The sequence below is a fragment of the Paenibacillus sp. FSL W8-1187 genome, assembly GCF_037965485.1.
GTDB classification, from domain to species: Bacteria; Bacillota; Bacilli; order Paenibacillales; family Paenibacillaceae; genus Paenibacillus_O; species Paenibacillus_O pasadenensis.
Window position 1 is genome coordinate 970,276 of the sequence record NZ_CP150181.1, and the last position, 17,622, is coordinate 987,897.

Consider the following 17,622-nt stretch of genomic DNA (forward strand, 5'->3'; position numbering starts at 1 on the left):
GGCGAGCGCGTGATTCGAGCTTCGGCCGCTGCGTCCGCGGCAGGCGGATGCCGGTCTTCACCGGATTTTCCGGCCATCTGGAGTTCGCCCGTCCTCGCCCATTCCGCTCCTCGCGCGCCCGGCCTCCCGCTCGCCTCTCCGCCTCACCCCTTGGGCCCTGAACCTCCGACTCGCCCCTTGGGCCCTGAACCTCCGGCTCGCCCGCTCCGCCGTCCCGCCCCGCCGTCCCGCCCCGCCGTCCCGCCCCGCCGTCCTGCCCCGCCTTCCCGTTCCGCCTTCCCGTTCCGCCCTCCGGCCCTCCCCCTGGACGGGCCTCGGCCCGTCCTTTTTGTCCGCGGCGACATGGGAGCGCTTCACCGGCCATAAGCTGGAGGAAGGCGTCTCAGGCAACTCCACCCGAGGAGGCGAGGCTCATGCTCGGTTCGGTGCTTATGCTGTTCTGGCTGCTGGTGGCGATCGTCATTCTGGCTTCCTTGTATGCCCAGCGGGAGCGCGAGGAGGAATGGCTCTTCCTCAAGCTGATCGGCTGCTACCTGCTCGGAGGCTTCGTGCTGTTCCTCTCCGTGCTGCCGGTGCCGCTCGGATTCATCCTCTACTGGCTGCTGCTTCACGGCAAGATGCGATCCAACCGGGCCGTCAAGGAAAGCGCGGCGTTCTGGGGCCTCGGCGTGCTTCTCATTCGGCTGGTGGTCGGACTGATCTTCTGACGTCCGAGGCGCGATGAGTCCGGTATGGAAGCAGATTCCTTCTTCCCGTCCTCCGGCTTTTTCTCTATGATGGAAAAAGTAGAAAGGAGTGGGATTGTTGGTTCCAGCTTGGGTGGAATGGGTTCCGACGCTGCTGGCAGCGGCGGGGCTCGTCTGGCTGTACCGGAAGAGCAGCCCCGACGAGCCGCACCGAGGGTGGAAGCTCATCGGCTATGCGGCGCTCGGGGCGTTCTCCTTCCGCTTCCCTGCGTTCTCGTTCCCGCTCGGCTTTTTGATCTGCCTGATGCTCCTTGCTCGGGCCAAGCCTAACGTCCGGGCCAAAAGAGGCGCGGCGATCGCCGGGCTGGCGATTTTCGCCGCCGGAATCGCCATTCCGGCGCTCGATCAGCGCCTGTTCGAGCGGGAGCGCAGCTTCGCCGTCCAGTCCGGACAGGCGGAGCGGCTCGATCTGGCCGGCGACTGGCGGCGCATCGCGGGAGGCGGCGAGTCGACGGACGAGCGGCTCGACCGGTTCCAGCTCGTGCAGGAGCCGGACGGCCGTATCCGCAGCCTGCAGTACCAAGTCACGGCCCGCGACAGCAAGGGAGACTATACGATCGAGGTGCGCTATGAGCCGGAGAGCGGCCAAGCGATCGTCGAGCGGACGAGGCGCCGCTCTCTGAACGATGAAGCCGCGCTTTCGTTCGCCAGCGGCTCCTCCGGCGTGTACCGGATCGATCCGGAGCGATTCCTGCAGCTTTTGTCGCCGGACAATCTGGAGAGGATGACGATGGAGGCGGCGAGCGGCCCGGCCAAGCTGCGTGAGCTCGAGCTCCTCTTGTTCAACGGCCCGGCGGGGCCGGTCGAGCCTTCTCCGATCCGGCGCCTGCTGCAGGCGGACGGCATCAAGCCGGCCGGCGAGGAGCCGGTTCACGGCTACATCCTGCAGGCGCGCGGCAAGACGGATTCCGAGCAGGGCAAGGAGGACAAGTTCGTCTGGCATGTCATTCCGACGCAGGACGTCCAGCCGGGCTGACTTGTCTCCGTCCGGTTCGCCTGCCTGCTCTTTTATTTGCTGCCGCGGCTTTTTCAGGAGCCGACTCTTGACGCTTGGAGGTTCATGACCATGCTGTTCCTGCTGATCTACCGCCGTGCCGGTCATCATCGCGCTCGTACTGCTGAACGGCCGCCAGGAGGACGAGGACTTCCTCTTCCTCAAGCTGTTCGGCTATCTGTTTCTGGCGACCCTCGGCCTGCGGCTGATCTTTCTTCCGATCCCGCTCGGCTTCCTGCTGTTCTATTTCCTGCTTCGTCCCAGGTCCAAGCTCAACGAGGACCAGAAGCATGCCGCCGCCTGGTGGGGGCTCGGGCTGTACGTCGTCAGCCTGCTGATCTCCATCATGCCGTGAACAGCTTCCGCTTGAACGGCCGGGTCGTCCATGGCGCCGCGATAGGCGCCTTTTTCATGCCCAATTCCGAAAATATTCTCCAGAAAATAAAAATAATATGGAGAAAAATACTTCCCAATGCTGGAAACCGCTGTTATACTAGCGGTGACTTAACGAAATCTCCATAGCCTCATCCTTCCTTTGCGACCGCATGGATTGGCCGGCATCATCGATTCGCTCCGTGGCTTCTGCAGAACTTGTCCAACAAGTCTCAAGAAATCAAGAGAGGGTGGCTCATGACATGGTTAACCGCAGCTCCGCAACATCCGGCTTGGCCCCTGCTTCCTCCGACCCGACGAACCGCAGTAATTCGAGCGCTTCAACCGCCCATCGCTCCACGATTCCGCCGACAGCCGTCCTTCGCGCCTCCCGAAGCTCCCGTCCGCTCCATCCGATCCGTCTCGCCTCGACCGGCGCGCTCGCGGCGCTGATGCTGCTGGCAGCCGCCTGCGGCAACGGTGGCTCGAACGGCCCCGGCTCCGCGCCGACGGCCAGCCCGGGCGCCAGTCCCGGCGACAGCGCCAGCCCCGCTCCTTCCGTGCAGGAAGCGAAGCTGGAGTTCTGGACGATCTCGCTTCAGCCGACGTTCAATGACTACATCAACGGACTCATCGACGAGTATCAAAAAGCCCATCCCGGCGTGACGGTCGATTGGAAGGACTATCCGTACGACGCGATCACGACCAAGCTGCTCGCCACGGCCGGCGGCAAAAACGCGCCGGATGTCGTCAACCTCAACACCGAGTTCGCGAGCCAGCTCGCGACGAAGGGGGCGCTGGCCGATCTCGGCGCACTCATCTCGGACGAGACGAAGAGCAGCTTTTTCCCCGGCATCTTCGACTCCACCGTGTTCGACGGCAAGCCGTACGCGCTGCCCTGGTACACCGGCACCCAGGTGCTCTACATGAACAAGGAGCTCGTCGAAAAGGCCGGGCTCGATCCGGCCAACCCGCCGAAGACGAAGGAGGAGCTGTACGAGTGGTCGCGCCAGGTCAAGGAAAAGACCGGCGCCGCCGGCTACGCGACGCAGTTCGGGGCGAACCTGCTGCCGAGCGACGGCGTGCCGATCCTCGATGACGAGCGCAAGAGCGCCGCGTTCAACACGGACGCCGGCATCGCGGTCGTCGAGCAGCTGAAAAAGCTCGTCGATGACGGCGTCATCGTCAAGGACGACGCGAACTTCCAGAAGCAGGTCGAATACTACTCCAGCGAGCAGGTCGCCTTCGAGCTGTCGGGACCGACATTCATCAACAAGCTCAAGTCGGCGGCGCCCGACGTGTACGCCAAGACGATCGCCGTGCCGCTGCCGACCGGCAAGGCCGACCTGATCTATTCCAACTCGATGAACCTCGTCGTGCCGAAAAACGCCAAGAACCCGCAGGCCGCCGCCGACTTCGCCGTCTTCGTCACCAACGCGGCCAACCAGACGGCCTTCGCCAAGTTCGCGAACACGCTGCCGTCGACCAAGGCGTCGATCGAGGATCCGTTCTTCACGGAATCCGACAATACGCTCGAGTCGCAGGCGAAGATCGCTTCGGTGAAAAGCCTCGACAAGGCGCAGGAGTACTACCTCGGCATCCCGGCCGCCGGCGACATCAACTCGGCGATCGCCCGCCAGCTGCAGGAGATCATCCTGAACGGCGGCGACGTCAAGGCGGGCGTCGAGGCTGCCGCCGCCAAGGTGAACGAGGCGATCGCTCCGAAATAACGTCAAGGACGGTGAGATTCCGATGCGCAGAAGAACGCTTGCTTCCGACGCGCTGCCGGCCTGGAGCTTCATGGCTCCGGGCCTTCTCGTCATCGGCGTGTTCGTGCTTTTCCCGATCGTGTACAGCATCCCGCTCGCCCTGACCGACTACTCGGTGCTGGGGGAGACGAAGTTCATCGGACTGGACAACTTCCGCCGGGCGTTCGCCGACGACAGCTTCCTCGTCTCGCTCTGGAACTCCGTGCTCTACATCATCGTCGTGCCGGTGCTGCAGATCCTGTCCATCCTGATCGCGATCCTCGTCAACAGCCGCATCCCGGGCATCCAGGCGTTCCGGGCGGCCTACTACATCCCGGTCGTGACGTCGATGGTCGCCGTCGCCCTCATGTGGAACTGGCTGCTCAGCCAGAACGGCGTCGTCAACTACATCCTCATCACCCTCGGCATCACCGACCAGAAGATCGGCTGGCTGTCGACCAGCTCGACGGCGCTGTACGTGCTCATGTTCATCACCTTGTGGAAAGGGCTCGGCTACTACATGATGCTGTATCTCGCCGGCCTGCAGTCGATCCCGGCCGACCTCTACGAGGCGGCGATCGTCGACGGGGCTTCGCGCGCGCAGCGCGTCCGCCTGATCACGATTCCGCTGCTGCGGCCGTACATCTTCTTCTGCAGCCTCATCTCGCTCATGGGCGCGATCCGCGTCTTCGACGAGATGTTCGTGCTGACGCAGGGCGGGCCCGGCACGTCGACGCTGACGAGCAGCCTGTACATCTACGAGCAGGGCCTGGAGCAGCTGAACTTCGGCTACGCCTCCGCGCTCGGCCTCATCGTCAGCGTCATCGTCGGCGTGCTGAGCGTCATCGTGTTCCGGTTCAACCGGCAGGGAGGGGTGAATCCTTACGGATGATGAACTTATCTGAAGGCGGCGGCCCGGCGGCAGCGGAAATCAAGGCGGGAGCTCTGGGCGGCGCGCCAGGAGCAGATCCGCTTCGCGGCGGCCTAACGGCAGGCGCCGGTCCGGGCCGCCGCGGCACGGAGCCGGCGGGCTCAGGCCGAAGCCGGGGCTGGCGGCTCGTCCGCCGCATCCCGGGACTGCTGGTCGGCTATGCGCTGCTGCTGGCGCTCGCGCTGTTCATGATGGGGCCGTTCCTGTGGCTGCTCAGCGTCTCGCTCATGCCGGGCACCAACGTGTTCAAGTTTCCCCCGGCGATCTTCCCGACGTTCATCAAGCTCGACAACTATACGCAGGTGTGGAGCTTCATCGACTTTCCCAAGTACATCGGCAACACGCTCATCATCACCGGCCTCGGCCTCGTGCTGAACATCCTGCTCTCGCTGTCGACGGCGTATCCGCTCGCCAAGATGCGCTTCAAGGGACGCTCGCTCGTGTTCGGCGTGCTCGTCGCGACGATGATCATCCCTTCTGCGACGGCGCTTGTCGTGCATTATCTGACGATCACCTGGTTCGGGCTGCTCGGCTCGTTTTTCGGCGTCGTGCTTCCTTCGGCGGTGTCGGTGTTCAACATCTTCCTCATGCGGCAGACGTTCCTCGGCGTGCCCGACGACATCCGCGACTCCGGCAAGGTCGACGGCGCGTCGGAGCTGCGCATCTGGTGGCGGCTGATGGTCCCGATGGTCAAGCCGGGCATCGCGGTGATCGCGCTGCTGGAGTTCATGTCGTACTGGAACAGCTTCCTCTGGCCGATCGTCGTGCTGGACGACCCGGCCCAGTATCCGCTCGCGTCGGCGCTGACCTACCTGAACGGCCAGTTCGCGTACAACTTCGGCTGGATCGCCGCGGGCACGATCCTGTCGGTGCTGCCGATCATCGTGGTGTTCCTGTTTACGCAGCGCTATTACATGGAGGGCATTTCCGGGGCGGTGAAAGGGTAGCTTTCGGCGGGGTTCGCGACGAATGAGTTGGAGTCCGCTGAGCCGAAGCCTTTGCTGGGTGAGCCGTGGTGGAGGCTCGCGGAGCCGAAGCCGGTTTCTGGCGAGCCGTGCGGGAAGCTTGCCGAGCTCGCTGTGCGCGCCGAACCGTGCTGGAGTCCGCCAACCCCGCTGCGCGCTCTCCATTGTCCTTCCGATCCGCTCTTGTCGTCGGATTCCTTGATTTCCCTGCCTCTGACGAGGAGGGAATCCGCCGACAAATGCGACCGCTGCCGCTTCTACAGGACAACGGAGGCGCTCCGCTCTGGCGGGAACGCAGCAAGCGGGGCGAGCCCGGCCGCAGTCGCAGCCGAAAGGCTTTTGCCAACCGCCGGCTGCGCCCGCTCTGGCGAAGCTCCAGGCTTCTATATTTAATAGAAGTTGCTGCGTCGAGCTCGCGTTAACTGTTCGCTCTGCTGAACGTTAACGACGCAGACCTTCTACTCGCTGAAGAAGATACGGGCACAACCTTAAAGCAACACGCACGAAGATCGGTGTTACGCGGAAAAACCGAGTAACTCGGGTACGAGAAGGCCCCAACGGTCGGAGTAACGCGGAAAAACCGAGTAACTCGGGGGCAAGAAGGCTCGGACGGTCGGAGTTGCGCGGAAAAACCGAGTAACTCGGGTATGAGAAGGCCCCAACGGTCGGAGATGCGCGGAAAAACCGAGTAACTCGGGGGCAAGAAGGCCCAAATGGTCGGAGTTGCGCGGTAAAACCGAGTAACTCGGGTGCGAGAAGGCCCCAACGGTCGGAGTAACGCGGAAAAACCGAGTAACTCGGGTGCGAGAAGGCTCCAACGGTCGGAGTAACGCGGAAAAACCGAGTAACTCGGGTGCGATCCACGAGGCCAATCGGGTTACTAGGGTTCGAGGTAGGCGTCCGGCGAGCAATAGCTCGAAAAAATCGAGTTACTGGGGTTCGAGGAGAGCGCCCTGCAGGCAATAACCCGAAAAAGTCCGGTTACAGGTGTCCAGAAAAGCGATTCGAGAGGTGTAGCCCGAAAAAGTCCGGTTACAGGTGTCCAGAAAAGCGATTCGAGAGGTATAGCCCGAAAAAGTCCGGTTACAGGTGTCCGGAAGCGCGGTCCGGGTGATGCAACCCGAAAAAGTCCGGCTACAGGTATCCAGAAGCGCGGTCGGTGAGATGCAACCCGAAAAAAACTGGTTGCAGGTGAACAAACCTTGAGTTACTCGGGGTTCGAGGTGCGCGTTCAGATGGTGATTCGAGAGCAGGAGCGGAGGGGACGGAAACCTCTTGGAGAAGCGGCAGCGGTTCCCTTGAAGGCCGGATTCCTTCCGTTTCGGAAGGGGAGATCAGAGGAATCTGGGCTTCAGCGGAATCGGAAAGAGGTTCCGTCCGCGGAGCGGCGTCAGAGGCCAGTCGAACCCGAGGTTCCGTCCCCGGAGCGGCGCCAGCGGCCAGTCGAACCGGAGGCTCCGGTCCCGGAGCGGCGTCAGAGGCCAGTCGAACCAGAGGTTCCGTCCCCGGAGCGGCGTCAGCGGAAAGGGCGAACCAGAGGTTCCGTCCCAGGAGCGGCGCCAGCGGCCAGTCGAACCCGAGGTTCCGTCCCCGGAGCGGCGACAGCGGCCAGTCGAACCGGAGGCTCCGGTCCCGGAGCGGCTTCGACCGCCGCCCGGCCGCCAAGCGACGAAAGGAGGCAAGGAGGAGCATGGACAATCCGAAGCGGGGCAAGGTGGTGTATCTGCCGCTGGACGAGCGGCCCTGCAACTATGACTTTCCCTGGCTGCTCGCCAGGGACACTGAGCTCGAGCTGGTCCGGCCGCCGCTTGAGTGGATGGGGCGCAAGAAGCGCCTCGGCCGCATCGCCGAGCTCGGCGACTGGCTGGAGCGCGAGGCCGAGGACGCCGAGGCGGCGATCGTGTCGATCGACACGCTGCTGTACGGCGGCATCGTCCCGTCGCGGCTGCATCGGCTCGGCGAGCATGAGGCGGCGCGTCCGCTCGAGCGGCTGCGCCGCATCCGCGAGCGCAGGCCGGACATCCGGCTGTACGCGTTCCACCTCATCATGCGCTGTCCGCAATATTCGAGCAGCGACGAGGAGCCGGACTATTACGCCGACTGGGGGCGGGAGCTGTTCCGGCTCGGCTACCTCGGCCACCGCGAGCAGCTCGGCCTCGCCATCGCCGAGGAGCAGCATGAGCTGAGCCGCATCCGCATGCGGCTGCCGGAGGACGTGCGCGACGATTACTTAGAAAGACGGGCCGTCAACGCCTCCGCCAATCGCGCCTCGCTCGAGCTGGCGGCCGACGGCACGATCGACTTCCTCGCGCTGCCGCAGGACGACGCGGCGCCGTACGGCTGGACCGCGCTCGACCAGCAGGCCGTCCGCCAGCGCATCCGCGAGCTCGGCGCCGAGACGCGCACGCTCATGTATCCCGGCGCGGACGAGGCCGGCTGCACGCTGCTCGCCCGGCTCGCGGTCGAGCGGACCAACCAATCGCGCCCGCTCGTCTACGCCCGCTACGCCAGCACGCTCGGGCCGCAAGTCGTGCCGCTCTACGAGGACCGTCCGCTCGGCGAAAGCGTCAAGGCGCAGCTGCTGGCGGCAGGAGCGCTGCTCGCCGAGAGCGCGGCCGACGCGCAGCTCGTGCTGCTCGTCAATTCGCCGGGCGGCCTGATGGCGGAGTCGAACGACCAGCTGCGGCCCAATGCCGCCTACGACGTGCAGCGCAGCGTGCAGGAGCTGGCGGAATACGCCGAGCATGCGGTCCGCACGCTCGGCAAGCCCGCGGCGCTCGCCGACGTCGCTTATGCGAACGGCGGCGACCTGCAGCTGCTGAGGCTGCTCCAGGCCAGGGGCCTGCTCCCCGAGCTGGCCGGCATCGCCGGCTGGAACACGAGCGGCAATACGCTCGGCACGGCGATCGCGCAGCTGCTGCTGCATGCGCGCTGCGGCCGCACGCCGGCGCAGCTCGACTTCCTCGGGCTGCGCATCGCCGAGGACTACGGCTACTGCGCCGCCGTCCGCCGGCCGCTGGCGGACGGCGCCATCCGGGAGCGGGGCATGGACTATTTCAACGTCGACGGCGAGCGCGGCGAAGCGGCGCGGCTCGTGCGGGAGGCGCTGGAGCTTTTTCTGGAACGGGAGGGGTTCAAGGACGGGCCGCTTCGCATCCGCATCGAGGACTGCCGCCTGCCGTGGAGCCGCATGTTCGAGGTCGGACTGCGGGTGGAGGCGACGGCAGGCGAGGCGGGAACGCCGACGATCAGCGAAGACAGGGAGTGAAGACATGGCGACCCTATGGGAGCAAGTGAGAGGGGGACTGATCGTCTCCTGCCAGGCGCTGCCGGAGGAGCCGCTCCACGGAGCGGACATCATGGCGCGCATGGCGCTCGCCGCGAAGCAGGGCGGGGCGGCGGCGATCCGGGCCAACGGAGCGGCGGACGTGCGCAGCATCAAGGAGGCGACGGGGCTGCCGGTCATCGGCATCGTCAAGCGGGACTATCCGGGCAGCCCGGTCTACATCACGCCGACTTTGCGGGAGGTGGAGGAGCTGCTGGACGCCGGAGCGGACATGATCGCCTTTGACGCGACGCTGCGCGCGCGGCCGGGCGGCTGCTCTGCGGCGGAGCTCGTCCGGCGGATGCACGGCAGCGGAGCGCTGGCGATGGCCGATGTGAGCACGCTGGAGGAGGCGATCGAGGCGCAGCGGATCGGAGCGGACTGCGTGTCCACGACGCTGTCGGGCTACACGCCGTACTCGGTCAGCCGCACCGGCCCCGACTATGCGCTCGTCGAGCGCGCGGCGCAGCGGCTGGACGTGCCGGTGTTCGCCGAAGGCCGGGTCACCGAGCCGTCGCAGATTCCGGCGCTGCTGGCGAGAGGGGCGCATGCGGTCGTCGTCGGTTCGGCGATTACGCGGCCGCAGCTCATTACGGAACGTTTTGCCGCGGCAGCGGCGGGGGGGAAGGGAGCGATTCGATGGATCTGAAGTTGAAAGTCAGCTCGTACTATCCGTCGCTCACGAAGTCCGAGCAGAAGGTCGCCGACTACGTGCTCGGCGCTCCGGAGTCGATCATGTACCGCTCCGTCACGGAGCTGGCGGATCTGTCGGGCGTGGGCGAGACGACGGTGATGCGCTTCTGCCGGGCGATCGGGTTCAAAGGATACCAGGACTTCAAGCTGGCGCTGGCCCAGGACTACAGCACGCGCCGCCAGCGGGGGGAAGGCTCGCCCGAGGCGGGCGAGGAGGACGGCGACTACCCGTCGCTCGTTCACCGCGAGCTGGCTTCGATTCTCGCCGACACGATGAACCTGCTCGACCGGACCAAGCTGGAAGAGGCGGTGCGGCGCATCCATGAGGCGGGGTACGTGCAGCTGTTCGGCGTCGGCACGTCCGGGCTGACGGCGCTCGACGCCAAAAACCGCCTGCTCCGCATCGGCCTCCGGGCCGAAGCGGCGACCGACGCCCATATCCAGGCGATGATGGCGGTGACGATGGGGCCGGGCGACGTCGCCGTCGGCATCAGCCTGAGCGGCAGCACGCTCGACACGGTCGACCTGCTGTCCAAGGCGCGCCAGCAAGGCGCGTACATCATCGCGATCACGAACTATGCCAAGTCGCCGATCACGGCGGAGGCCGATCTCGTGCTGCTGACCGCAGGCAAGGAGTCCCCGCTCGAGGGCGGGTCCATCGGCGCCAAGATGTCGCAGCTGCTCGTCATCGACCTCATCTGCGAGGGTCTGGCCCGTCACGACCTGCCACGCACTCGCGAGATGCGCGAGCGCATGGCCAAGGCGGTCATCGAGCGGATCTATTGAGACGGGAGGGGGGAGCGGGCATGAGCCGGGAAAAAGAAGCTGTCGGCCCTGCTGGCGGCGGCATCGCCAGGGAAGGCTCGGCGGAAGGCCGCCGTGAAACCGGCGTCGCCAGGGAAGGCTCGGCGGACGAACGCCGCAGAATCGGCATCGCCGGCGAGGGCCCGGCGGACGGCCGCCGCAGAGCCGGCAGCGCCGTGGACGAACGCCGCAGAATCGGCATCGCCGTGGACGGACCCGTGGACGAACGCCGCAGAGCCGGCGTCGTCCGGGAAGGCCCGGCGGACGGCCGCCAACCCGGCGTCGCCCGAGACAAGCCGGTCCTCGGCATCGACATCGGCGGCACCGGCATCAAGGGAGCCGTGCTCTCGCCGAGCGGGCGGCTGCTCGCGCAGGCTTCTCTCCCGACCGAGGCGGCGCGCGGCCGGGAGGCGGTGCTGCGGACCGCGGAGGCGCTCGTCCTCGAGCTGCTGGAGCGCTGCCCGGACGCGGCCGCGCTCGGCATCGCCAGCGCCGGGCGCATCGACGCGGAGCGCGGCGCGGTCGTGTACGCGACCGCCAATCTGCCCGGCTGGACCGGGCTGCGCCTGGCCGATTGGGCCGAGCGCAGCTTCGGCTTGCCGGCCTGCGCCGACAACGACGCCAACGCCGCGCTGCTCGGCGAGGCGCGGCTCGGGGCCGCGCGCGGCCTGAGCGACGCCGTCCTGCTGACGCTCGGCACCGGCGTCGGCGGCGCCAATCTCGTCGGCGGCCGGATTGTCCGCGGCGCCGGTTGGAGCGGCGGCGAATGGGGCCACGCCGTGCTCGTGCCGGGCGGGCGGCCCTGCAACTGCGGCCGCCGCGGCTGCGCGGAGACGTATCTGTCCGGCTCCGCTCTGATGCACGGCGCGGCGCGTCGCTTGGGCCGGCCGGGCCTGTCGCCTGCGGAGCTGGAGCGGCTGCTGTTCGAGCGCGACGGCGCGGCGCAGGATGCGATGCGGGAGTACGCGGCTCGGCTGGCGCTTTTTCTCGCCAACCTGCAGGCGGGGCTCGATCCTGCGGCCGTCGTGCTCGGCGGCGGCGGAGCCGAGTCGCTGGCCGCCTGGCGGCCGCTGCTGGACGAGGCGCTGGCGGCGGAGGGCGCGGCCAGGCTGACCGTCGTCCCGGCGCAGCTCGGTCCGCTCGCCGGCTGCATCGGCGCGGCGCTGATGGCGGCCGAGCGGCTGGACGGCGGCCTGGCCCGCTCCGGCGCCGACGAAGGCGGCATCGACAGCAGCAACGAAGCCGGCCTTGAGCCCGGCATCACGAAGGAGGAATCGTCATGAACGAACCGACAAGCCAGAGGGGCGGCAAGCGTCCGGACGAGCGTCTGGAGGCGGACATCGTCATCATCGGAGGCGGCCTTGGCGGCACGGCGGCCGCGCTGGCCGCGGCGCGCGCCGGCAAAAGCGTCATCCTGACGGAGGAGACCGACTGGATCGGCGGTCAGCTCACCTCGCAGGCGGTGCCGCCCGACGAGCACCGCTGGATCGAGACGGAGGGCTGCACGGCGTCATTCCGCGAGCTGCGCGAGCGCATCCGCGACTACTACCGCGACAGCTATCCGCTCACCGAGCAGGCGCGGGCCAACCCGATCCTCAACCCCGGCAGCGGCTGGGTGAGCCGTCTCGCGCATGAGCCGCGCGTCGCGCTCGCCGTGCTGCAGGCGATGCTCGCGCCGTATGTGAACAGCGGACGGCTGCGCGTGCTCTATCATGCCTCTCCCGCCTCGGCGCAGGTCGAAGGGGACGAGGTGCGCTCGGTGACGGTGAGCGTGCGCGGCGGCAGCCGCCGGATCGAGCTCGCCGGAGCCTATGTGCTCGATGCGACGGAGACCGGCGAGCTGCTGCCGCTGACCGGCACGGAATACCGGATCGGAGCGGAGTCGCGCGCCGAGACCGGGGAGCCGCATGCGCCGGAGGAGGCTTTGCCGGACGACGTGCAGGCGTTCACCCATGTCGGCGCGATGGAGTACGTGCCGGGAGCCGATTTCACGATGGAGCGGCCGCCGGAGATGTACGGCTACTGGAGCCGGCTCGTGCCGCCTTTCAGCCCGTATCCGCTGCTGAGCTGGTTCGCCACCGACGCGAACGATACGACCAAGAAGAAGGAGTTCACGCTGCTGCCGAACGGCCAGGGCGTCACCTCGCTGTGGGACTACCGCCGCATCATCGACCCGCGCCATCTGGCCGTCCCGCTCTACCCCGGCGAGCAGTCGCTGCTCAACTGGGCGCAGAACGACTATTATCTCGGCTCCATCATGGACGTGCCGGACGACGTGCGCCGCGACCGGCTGTACGCCGCGCGCCAGCTGACGCTGTCCGTCGTGTACTGGCTGCAGACGGACGCGCCGCGGCTGGACGGGGGCAAGGGCTGGCCCGGCCTGCGGCTGCGCGGCGACATCGTCGGCACGGAGGACGGCCTCGCCAAGTCGGTCTATATCCGCGAGTCGCGGCGCATCCGCGCGCTGCAGACGGTGACCGAGGCGGACGTGAGCCAGGAGCTGCGCGGCGCGGAGGGCATCCGGCGGTACGAGGACAGCGTCGGCGTCGGCAGCTACCATCTGGACCTGCATCATACGACCGTCACGCATCGCAGCTTCTACATCCCGAGCTATCCGTACGAAATTCCGCTCGGCGCGCTCATCCCGGTCCGCACGGCCAATCTGCTGCCCGCATGCAAGAACATCGGCGTCACCCAGATCTCCAACGGCTGCTACCGGCTCCATCCGACCGAGTGGAACGTCGGCGAGGCGGCCGGGCTGCTCGCGGCGTACTGCCTCGACGTCTCGCGCCGTCCGCGCGAGGTGCACGGCGACGCGGCGCTGAGGACGGGCTACCAGGAGCGGCTGAGCGCGCATGGCGTGCAGCTGCACTGGTCGGATCGGGTCGCGCAGGAGGTCGTGGAAGCGCCGAAGTAAGCCAGCCGCAACTCTCGAAGGAGGTGGTGGCCGCTCCGAAGCGAAGCGGAAGGACGGCATGCTTCAGGCATGCCGGGACGCCGGGTCGGGAATGATCATTTTGGAGGAGGGATAGGTTGAGAAGAAGATGGAACGGGAAAAAGCTGCTGCCGGCCGTACTGGCCGCAGCGCTGCTGGCAAGCGGATCGGCGATGGCCTCGCCGCAGGCGGGGCTCGGTCCGGCGGAGCCGGAGGGCGGCAGCGCCGCCGCGCTGCGCGCCGCGGACGGGACGCCGCTGCCGGAACGGGACGCCTCCGCGGCCGCCGGGCTCGGAGGCGGGAGCGCGTCCGGCTCGGCCTCGCTGCAGGCGGCGGCGCTGGCCACGCCGAACCTCATCGTGCCGATCGAGACGCTGAAGCCGGCCGTCGCCTTGAGCAAGCCGGCGCTCTCGCCTGCCGGCGGACCGCTCATCCTGAGCGATTCGCCGGAGTCGCCGACGACTCCGGGAGGCTTTTACCGGGATACGGTCAGCGGCTCGTTCCGGGTGTTCTACCACCACTACAACAAGACCGGCGCGGAGCTGCAGGTCGCCGTCGCCGTCACGAACACGAGCGGCTACAAGGTCAAGCTCTACGAGGAAGGAGCCGGGGCCGGGGTCGATTACTACCCGGACATCGCCGGCCAACTCGGCCTCGAGGCGTTCCTGGCCGACCGCGGCTCGCGCCGTCCGGTCGCCGTGCTGCTGCCGGGGCAGAGCTACTGGGTGTCGCATGCGGTGCCGGTCACGTACACGGCGAGCGGCTTCCTGCAGCTGCGCGCCGAAGCGCCCGGCGGCGGCAGCGCGCCGGTCACGGTGACGACGCTCGGCTACGCCGGCGCGCGTCCCGATCCGCTGGCGGAGCCGATCCTGCCGCGCGACAAGCATGTGCGGGGCACGTTCCCCCATTATGACCGCACGGGCACGCTCGTCTACGACACCTCGCTGGGCAATGCGCTCATCCGCGTCTCGTCCGCGCCGTCGGGCCAGTGGGCCGACTTCATGCCAGGCGAGTACGAGCCTGGCGTCGACGCGACGACCGGCGAGAGCGTCGTCAACAGCGGCAACTACGGCGTCATCTACGATTTCAACGTGCAGATCGACAACAAGAGCGAGGGCAAGCGCACGGTCGACGTCTACCTCAACCCGTCCGGCGGCTCGGGCCACTATACGCTCGGCTGGGCGAACAAGCGGCTCAGCTCGGGCTACCTGAACTACACCCAGGCATGGCAGTTCGCCGAGCTCAAGGTCGGCAAGAAGGGCAAGACGGTGCCGTCGCGGCTCAGCCTGACCGGCGGCTCGTCCGGGCCGCAGGTGCTGTACTTTACGAACAAGTAGGCCGATTCCGGCGTCGGGCCGGCTCGGCACGCGCAGCAAGGGGAAGAAATGCCCTTGTTCGCAGGCGCGGCAAGAGATCGGCGCGCAGCAAGGGAACCAGTTCCCTTGTCCGCCTTGCTCGCAGGCGCTTTGCCTTGCATGCGCCTAGGCCGCATGAACGCCAAAAACCAGGAAGAAGCGGAGCCGGCTCCGCTTCTTCCTGGTTTTTCTTGTTGCCCGCCTATTCCTCCTCTTCCGTAATCGTCACCTGCGCCCGGTTGGACACGGCGCGCGTCGTAATCGCGCGGCCCGACGGCGGCGCACGCCGAACGTGACGACAGCCTGGTTGAAGAGGGTGCCGCTCGCCGCGTCTCCGGCGGCGGCGTCGGCTGAGACGCCCGACAGCGGCGCCGATGCCGTCAGCCGATTTTCTAGGATGGACGCCGGGGGCGGCGACGGGATGACATAGCTTAGCTCGCGGGTGATGGAGGCGCCGGGCGCGAGGCTCTCGATCGTCTCGTTCAGCAGCGCCGCTCCCGGCGGATCGAGCGCGTCCAGCACCTGGATCTGGCTGAGCAGCGTGTTGCCGATATTCGTGACGCGCAGCTGGAAGAACACTGTATCTCCCGGCATCGCCGTCACTGATTCGAGGCCGGTGACCGTTTTTTTCGCCAGGATCGCGGGAGTGCGATTGAACTTCGGCACGTCGACGATGCCGATGGACTGGTCGCCGACCGGCACGGACGCGACGATCCGGTTCGACTGGCGGTCGATGACCGAGACGACGTTCGTGCGCGTGCTCACATACAGGTAGTGGGTGCTGGCGTCGATCAAAACGATGGTGCGCAACATGCTCCGGCACTTGCTATCCAGAAACTTCCTCGTCTTTTCGGTCATAAGCATACAGGCCAAGGAGTTTCCCCGCTCGCCCGCTTCAAGAATCAGCTAATCGTCAAGGCTGAGCGAACGAGAAAGTGAAGGCAATCGACAATAGGGATGTTGATTCGACTGCTCTTCCATAATGCCACAGAAATGAAGAAGAAGATGATTCTAGTCGAGATCATCTTCTTTGTTTTGGTGAATATAGGTATTAAAAAAATTGCTAATATGAACTAAAGAATTTAGTAACCAACATGCGAACTAAATGTGACACTAGCAAAATATTGCGGATAGTTAAACAACATGTTACGAGCATTCTCTTGATGTTGACATGCAACTCTACTTAAATTTAAATTATGGCCTGTGGCATAACCTGCACTAGTAAAATCTCTGAAAACGTCAATTGCAGCAATTACAGTTAATGTTATGGCCACCCAACCAGCTGGCCCACCTGCAATTCCAGACACAAGAGAGACAAGACCCGCGATTGAAAAGAACCACGTGAAAATATCTTCCCATACATTATATTTCATTTGTTCAATCATGACATCTTCAAAACTATCAATGTACCCTTGAAATTTCTGTAGTGAAGTTGAATTTTTTGTGCTATTCAAGGTGCTTCCAGATAAGCGGATGTAGTTATGGGGTACAGCCGATAACGCTTGAACAGTAAAGTTACCCGTTGTGTAATAATAATTATACCAATTGTCATAAGCGCCAGCACAAGAATACGTGCCACAACTCCCTAACGTTGTAATCCCGTCTTTAGGGATAATTTTAATTTTTTGTCCTGAAGGAGCAGAAGGATCCACTTCCAAAGTATACTTCTCTTTTATATCCTCAATATCTCTTTTAATCTCGTCAATATCCTCTTTTTTAAATCCATTAACTTTTACAATCGGATTCTTGGAAATCTCATTAGTTAAAATGTCAACATTATTTTTAATAACAGACTCATTATATTCTTGTTCTTTCTCTGTCAATCTCAATTTATCTTCACTTTCAAAACTCACAGTTTTCTTAACACTAAATCTCTCTTCCGATTTAGTCTGATTCGCCTCTCCAGTATCATAGTCGTTCTGAAATTCCTGTTCTGAAACAAGGGAGTACTGAAAAGCGCCGTTCAAATCGTAATAATCCTCAACAGTTTGAAGTTTAGTATGAGTAACACTATCAACTTTATAAAAGCTAGTTACAGAATTAACATTTTTATGTCCTGTTTCGACATAGAAGCCATCTTTGTTTTTTGTATCAGAGAGCGTTTCAATTGAATAGCTTTCAATATTAGTTTGAATGAGGGGAGGTTGTGCTTCTGCTTTGGCAACTGGAATAGAAGAGTTCAGAACAAGCATAGCGCCAATAAAAATTGAAACCATTTTTTTCTTATGATATAATTTAATCAATAAATTTCACATCCTTTTATTTTTGATATTTTAAATATGTCATATTAATGAAGGGATGTAAATAGGAGGAATCAAATTTGAGAAAAATAAGTAAAAAGACTTGGTCTATTGTAATGATAATTAGTTCTTCCCTCATGTTTATATTTGCCTTTTTAAGTCTAATGACCCAATTGTATGTTCCGGAAACAGGTGTAATTGGAGAGTTGCCACCTAAAACTCAAATTTTCAAGGAATTTTTATGGCGATGCATTCTCTCTTCAGTACTGTTAGCGATAGGTATTTTTAGATATAGGAAGAACAGAGACAAATAGTCCATCCTATAGATAGACTGAAGAGAACTCTTTCGGCATCCCTATAGCATTTAAAAAAATTCACTATTATATTCAACACCAATCGCAAGAAGGGGCTGTTTCGGTCGTAACGAGCGGGAGCAGCCCCTTCTTCATTTGAGACACAGCCTACTTTACGAACAAGTAGGCCGATTCCGGCGTCGGGCCGGCTCGGCACTCGC

The 17,622-nt window shown here is 63.7% G+C and carries 14 protein-coding genes; 12 read left to right on the forward strand and 2 right to left on the reverse strand.

Going from position 1 to position 17,622, the window contains the following annotated elements:
• Positions 1 to 413 precede the first annotated feature (413 nt).
• From NYE40_RS04295 to NYE40_RS04350, 12 genes are all read left to right on the forward strand, one after another.
• Positions 414 to 707: a hypothetical protein gene (locus tag NYE40_RS04295; protein ID WP_028600238.1), complete on the forward strand. Its 294-nt coding sequence runs from the start codon at positions 414 to 416 to the stop codon at positions 705 to 707.
• Between the two features lie 97 nt (positions 708 to 804).
• Positions 805 to 1,722, forward strand: coding sequence for a hypothetical protein (locus NYE40_RS04300; protein ID WP_153782814.1), 918 nt, complete (start codon positions 805 to 807; stop codon positions 1,720 to 1,722).
• 115 nt (positions 1,723 to 1,837) lie between these two features.
• Positions 1,838 to 2,095 carry a hypothetical protein gene (locus NYE40_RS04305; RefSeq protein ID WP_101808546.1) on the forward strand — a complete coding sequence of 86 codons (258 nt, stop codon included), beginning with the start codon at positions 1,838 to 1,840 and terminating at the stop codon, positions 2,093 to 2,095.
• 280 nt (positions 2,096 to 2,375) lie between these two features.
• Positions 2,376 to 3,842 carry an extracellular solute-binding protein gene (locus NYE40_RS04310; protein WP_228551259.1) on the forward strand — a complete coding sequence of 489 codons (1,467 nt, stop codon included), beginning with the start codon at positions 2,376 to 2,378 and terminating at the stop codon, positions 3,840 to 3,842.
• Positions 3,843 to 3,864: 22 nt separating this feature from the next.
• Positions 3,865 to 4,752 carry a sugar ABC transporter permease gene (locus NYE40_RS04315; protein WP_043111755.1) on the forward strand — a complete coding sequence of 296 codons (888 nt, stop codon included), beginning with the start codon at positions 3,865 to 3,867 and terminating at the stop codon, positions 4,750 to 4,752.
• Entirely contained in the window at positions 4,749 to 5,738 is a 990-nt protein-coding gene (locus NYE40_RS04320) for a carbohydrate ABC transporter permease (RefSeq protein ID WP_228551260.1), read from the forward strand. Before NYE40_RS04315 ends, NYE40_RS04320 begins: the two co-directional genes overlap by 4 nt.
• Positions 5,739 to 7,446: 1,708 nt before the next feature.
• Complete coding sequence (locus NYE40_RS04325) at positions 7,447 to 9,024, forward strand: DUF4127 family protein (protein ID WP_339279341.1); 1,578 nt, start codon at positions 7,447 to 7,449, stop codon at positions 9,022 to 9,024.
• A 4-nt stretch (positions 9,025 to 9,028) separates the two neighbouring features.
• Positions 9,029 to 9,730 carry an N-acetylmannosamine-6-phosphate 2-epimerase gene (locus NYE40_RS04330; protein WP_028600244.1) on the forward strand — a complete coding sequence of 234 codons (702 nt, stop codon included), beginning with the start codon at positions 9,029 to 9,031 and terminating at the stop codon, positions 9,728 to 9,730.
• Positions 9,721 to 10,560 carry a MurR/RpiR family transcriptional regulator gene (locus NYE40_RS04335; protein ID WP_028600245.1) on the forward strand — a complete coding sequence of 280 codons (840 nt, stop codon included), beginning with the start codon at positions 9,721 to 9,723 and terminating at the stop codon, positions 10,558 to 10,560. The genes NYE40_RS04330 and NYE40_RS04335 overlap by 10 nt, the downstream gene beginning before the upstream one ends.
• 20 nt (positions 10,561 to 10,580) lie before the next feature.
• Complete coding sequence (locus NYE40_RS04340) at positions 10,581 to 11,861, forward strand: ROK family protein (RefSeq protein ID WP_052333537.1); 1,281 nt, start codon at positions 10,581 to 10,583, stop codon at positions 11,859 to 11,861.
• On the forward strand, positions 11,858 to 13,495 hold the full coding sequence (locus NYE40_RS04345; RefSeq protein WP_052333538.1) for an FAD-dependent oxidoreductase: 1,638 nt from the start codon (positions 11,858 to 11,860) through the stop codon (positions 13,493 to 13,495). Before NYE40_RS04340 ends, NYE40_RS04345 begins: the two co-directional genes overlap by 4 nt.
• A gap of 116 nt (positions 13,496 to 13,611) precedes the next feature.
• The gene (locus tag NYE40_RS04350) at positions 13,612 to 14,850 is read left to right on the forward strand and encodes a hypothetical protein (protein WP_028600247.1); all 1,239 of its coding nucleotides are present in this window, start codon (positions 13,612 to 13,614) and stop codon (positions 14,848 to 14,850) included.
• A gap of 243 nt (positions 14,851 to 15,093) precedes the next feature.
• Here NYE40_RS04350 and NYE40_RS04355 read toward each other — a convergent pair whose 3' ends face one another.
• Positions 15,094 to 15,681 carry a hypothetical protein gene (locus tag NYE40_RS04355; protein WP_339279344.1) on the reverse strand — a complete coding sequence of 196 codons (588 nt, stop codon included), beginning with the start codon at positions 15,679 to 15,681 and terminating at the stop codon, positions 15,094 to 15,096.
• Positions 15,682 to 15,950: 269 nt separating this feature from the next.
• Positions 15,951 to 17,111, reverse strand: a complete 1,161-nt coding sequence (locus NYE40_RS04360; RefSeq protein WP_127464461.1) for a hypothetical protein — start codon at positions 17,109 to 17,111, stop codon at positions 15,951 to 15,953.
• Positions 17,112 to 17,622 lie beyond the last annotated feature (511 nt).

Bases quoted from the DNA above. Each gene is read 5' to 3' on its own strand.
- NYE40_RS04330 (WP_028600244.1), top strand. From the start codon at position 9,029: ATGGCGACCCTATGGGAGCAAGTGAGAGGGGGACTGATCGTCTCCTGC.
- NYE40_RS04315 (WP_043111755.1), top strand. From the start codon at position 3,865: ATGCGCAGAAGAACGCTTGCTTCCGACGCGCTGCCGGCCTGGAGCTTC.
- NYE40_RS04345 (WP_052333538.1), top strand. From the start codon at position 11,858: ATGAACGAACCGACAAGCCAGAGGGGCGGCAAGCGTCCGGACGAGCGT.
- NYE40_RS04325 (WP_339279341.1), top strand. From the start codon at position 7,447: ATGGACAATCCGAAGCGGGGCAAGGTGGTGTATCTGCCGCTGGACGAG.
- NYE40_RS04295 (WP_028600238.1), top strand. From the start codon at position 414: ATGCTCGGTTCGGTGCTTATGCTGTTCTGGCTGCTGGTGGCGATCGTC.
- NYE40_RS04355 (WP_339279344.1), bottom strand. From the start codon at position 15,681: ATGTTGCGCACCATCGTTTTGATCGACGCCAGCACCCACTACCTGTAT.
- NYE40_RS04335 (WP_028600245.1), top strand. From the start codon at position 9,721: ATGGATCTGAAGTTGAAAGTCAGCTCGTACTATCCGTCGCTCACGAAG.
- NYE40_RS04310 (WP_228551259.1), top strand. From the start codon at position 2,376: ATGGTTAACCGCAGCTCCGCAACATCCGGCTTGGCCCCTGCTTCCTCC.
- NYE40_RS04340 (WP_052333537.1), top strand. From the start codon at position 10,581: ATGAGCCGGGAAAAAGAAGCTGTCGGCCCTGCTGGCGGCGGCATCGCC.
- NYE40_RS04320 (WP_228551260.1), top strand. From the start codon at position 4,749: ATGATGAACTTATCTGAAGGCGGCGGCCCGGCGGCAGCGGAAATCAAG.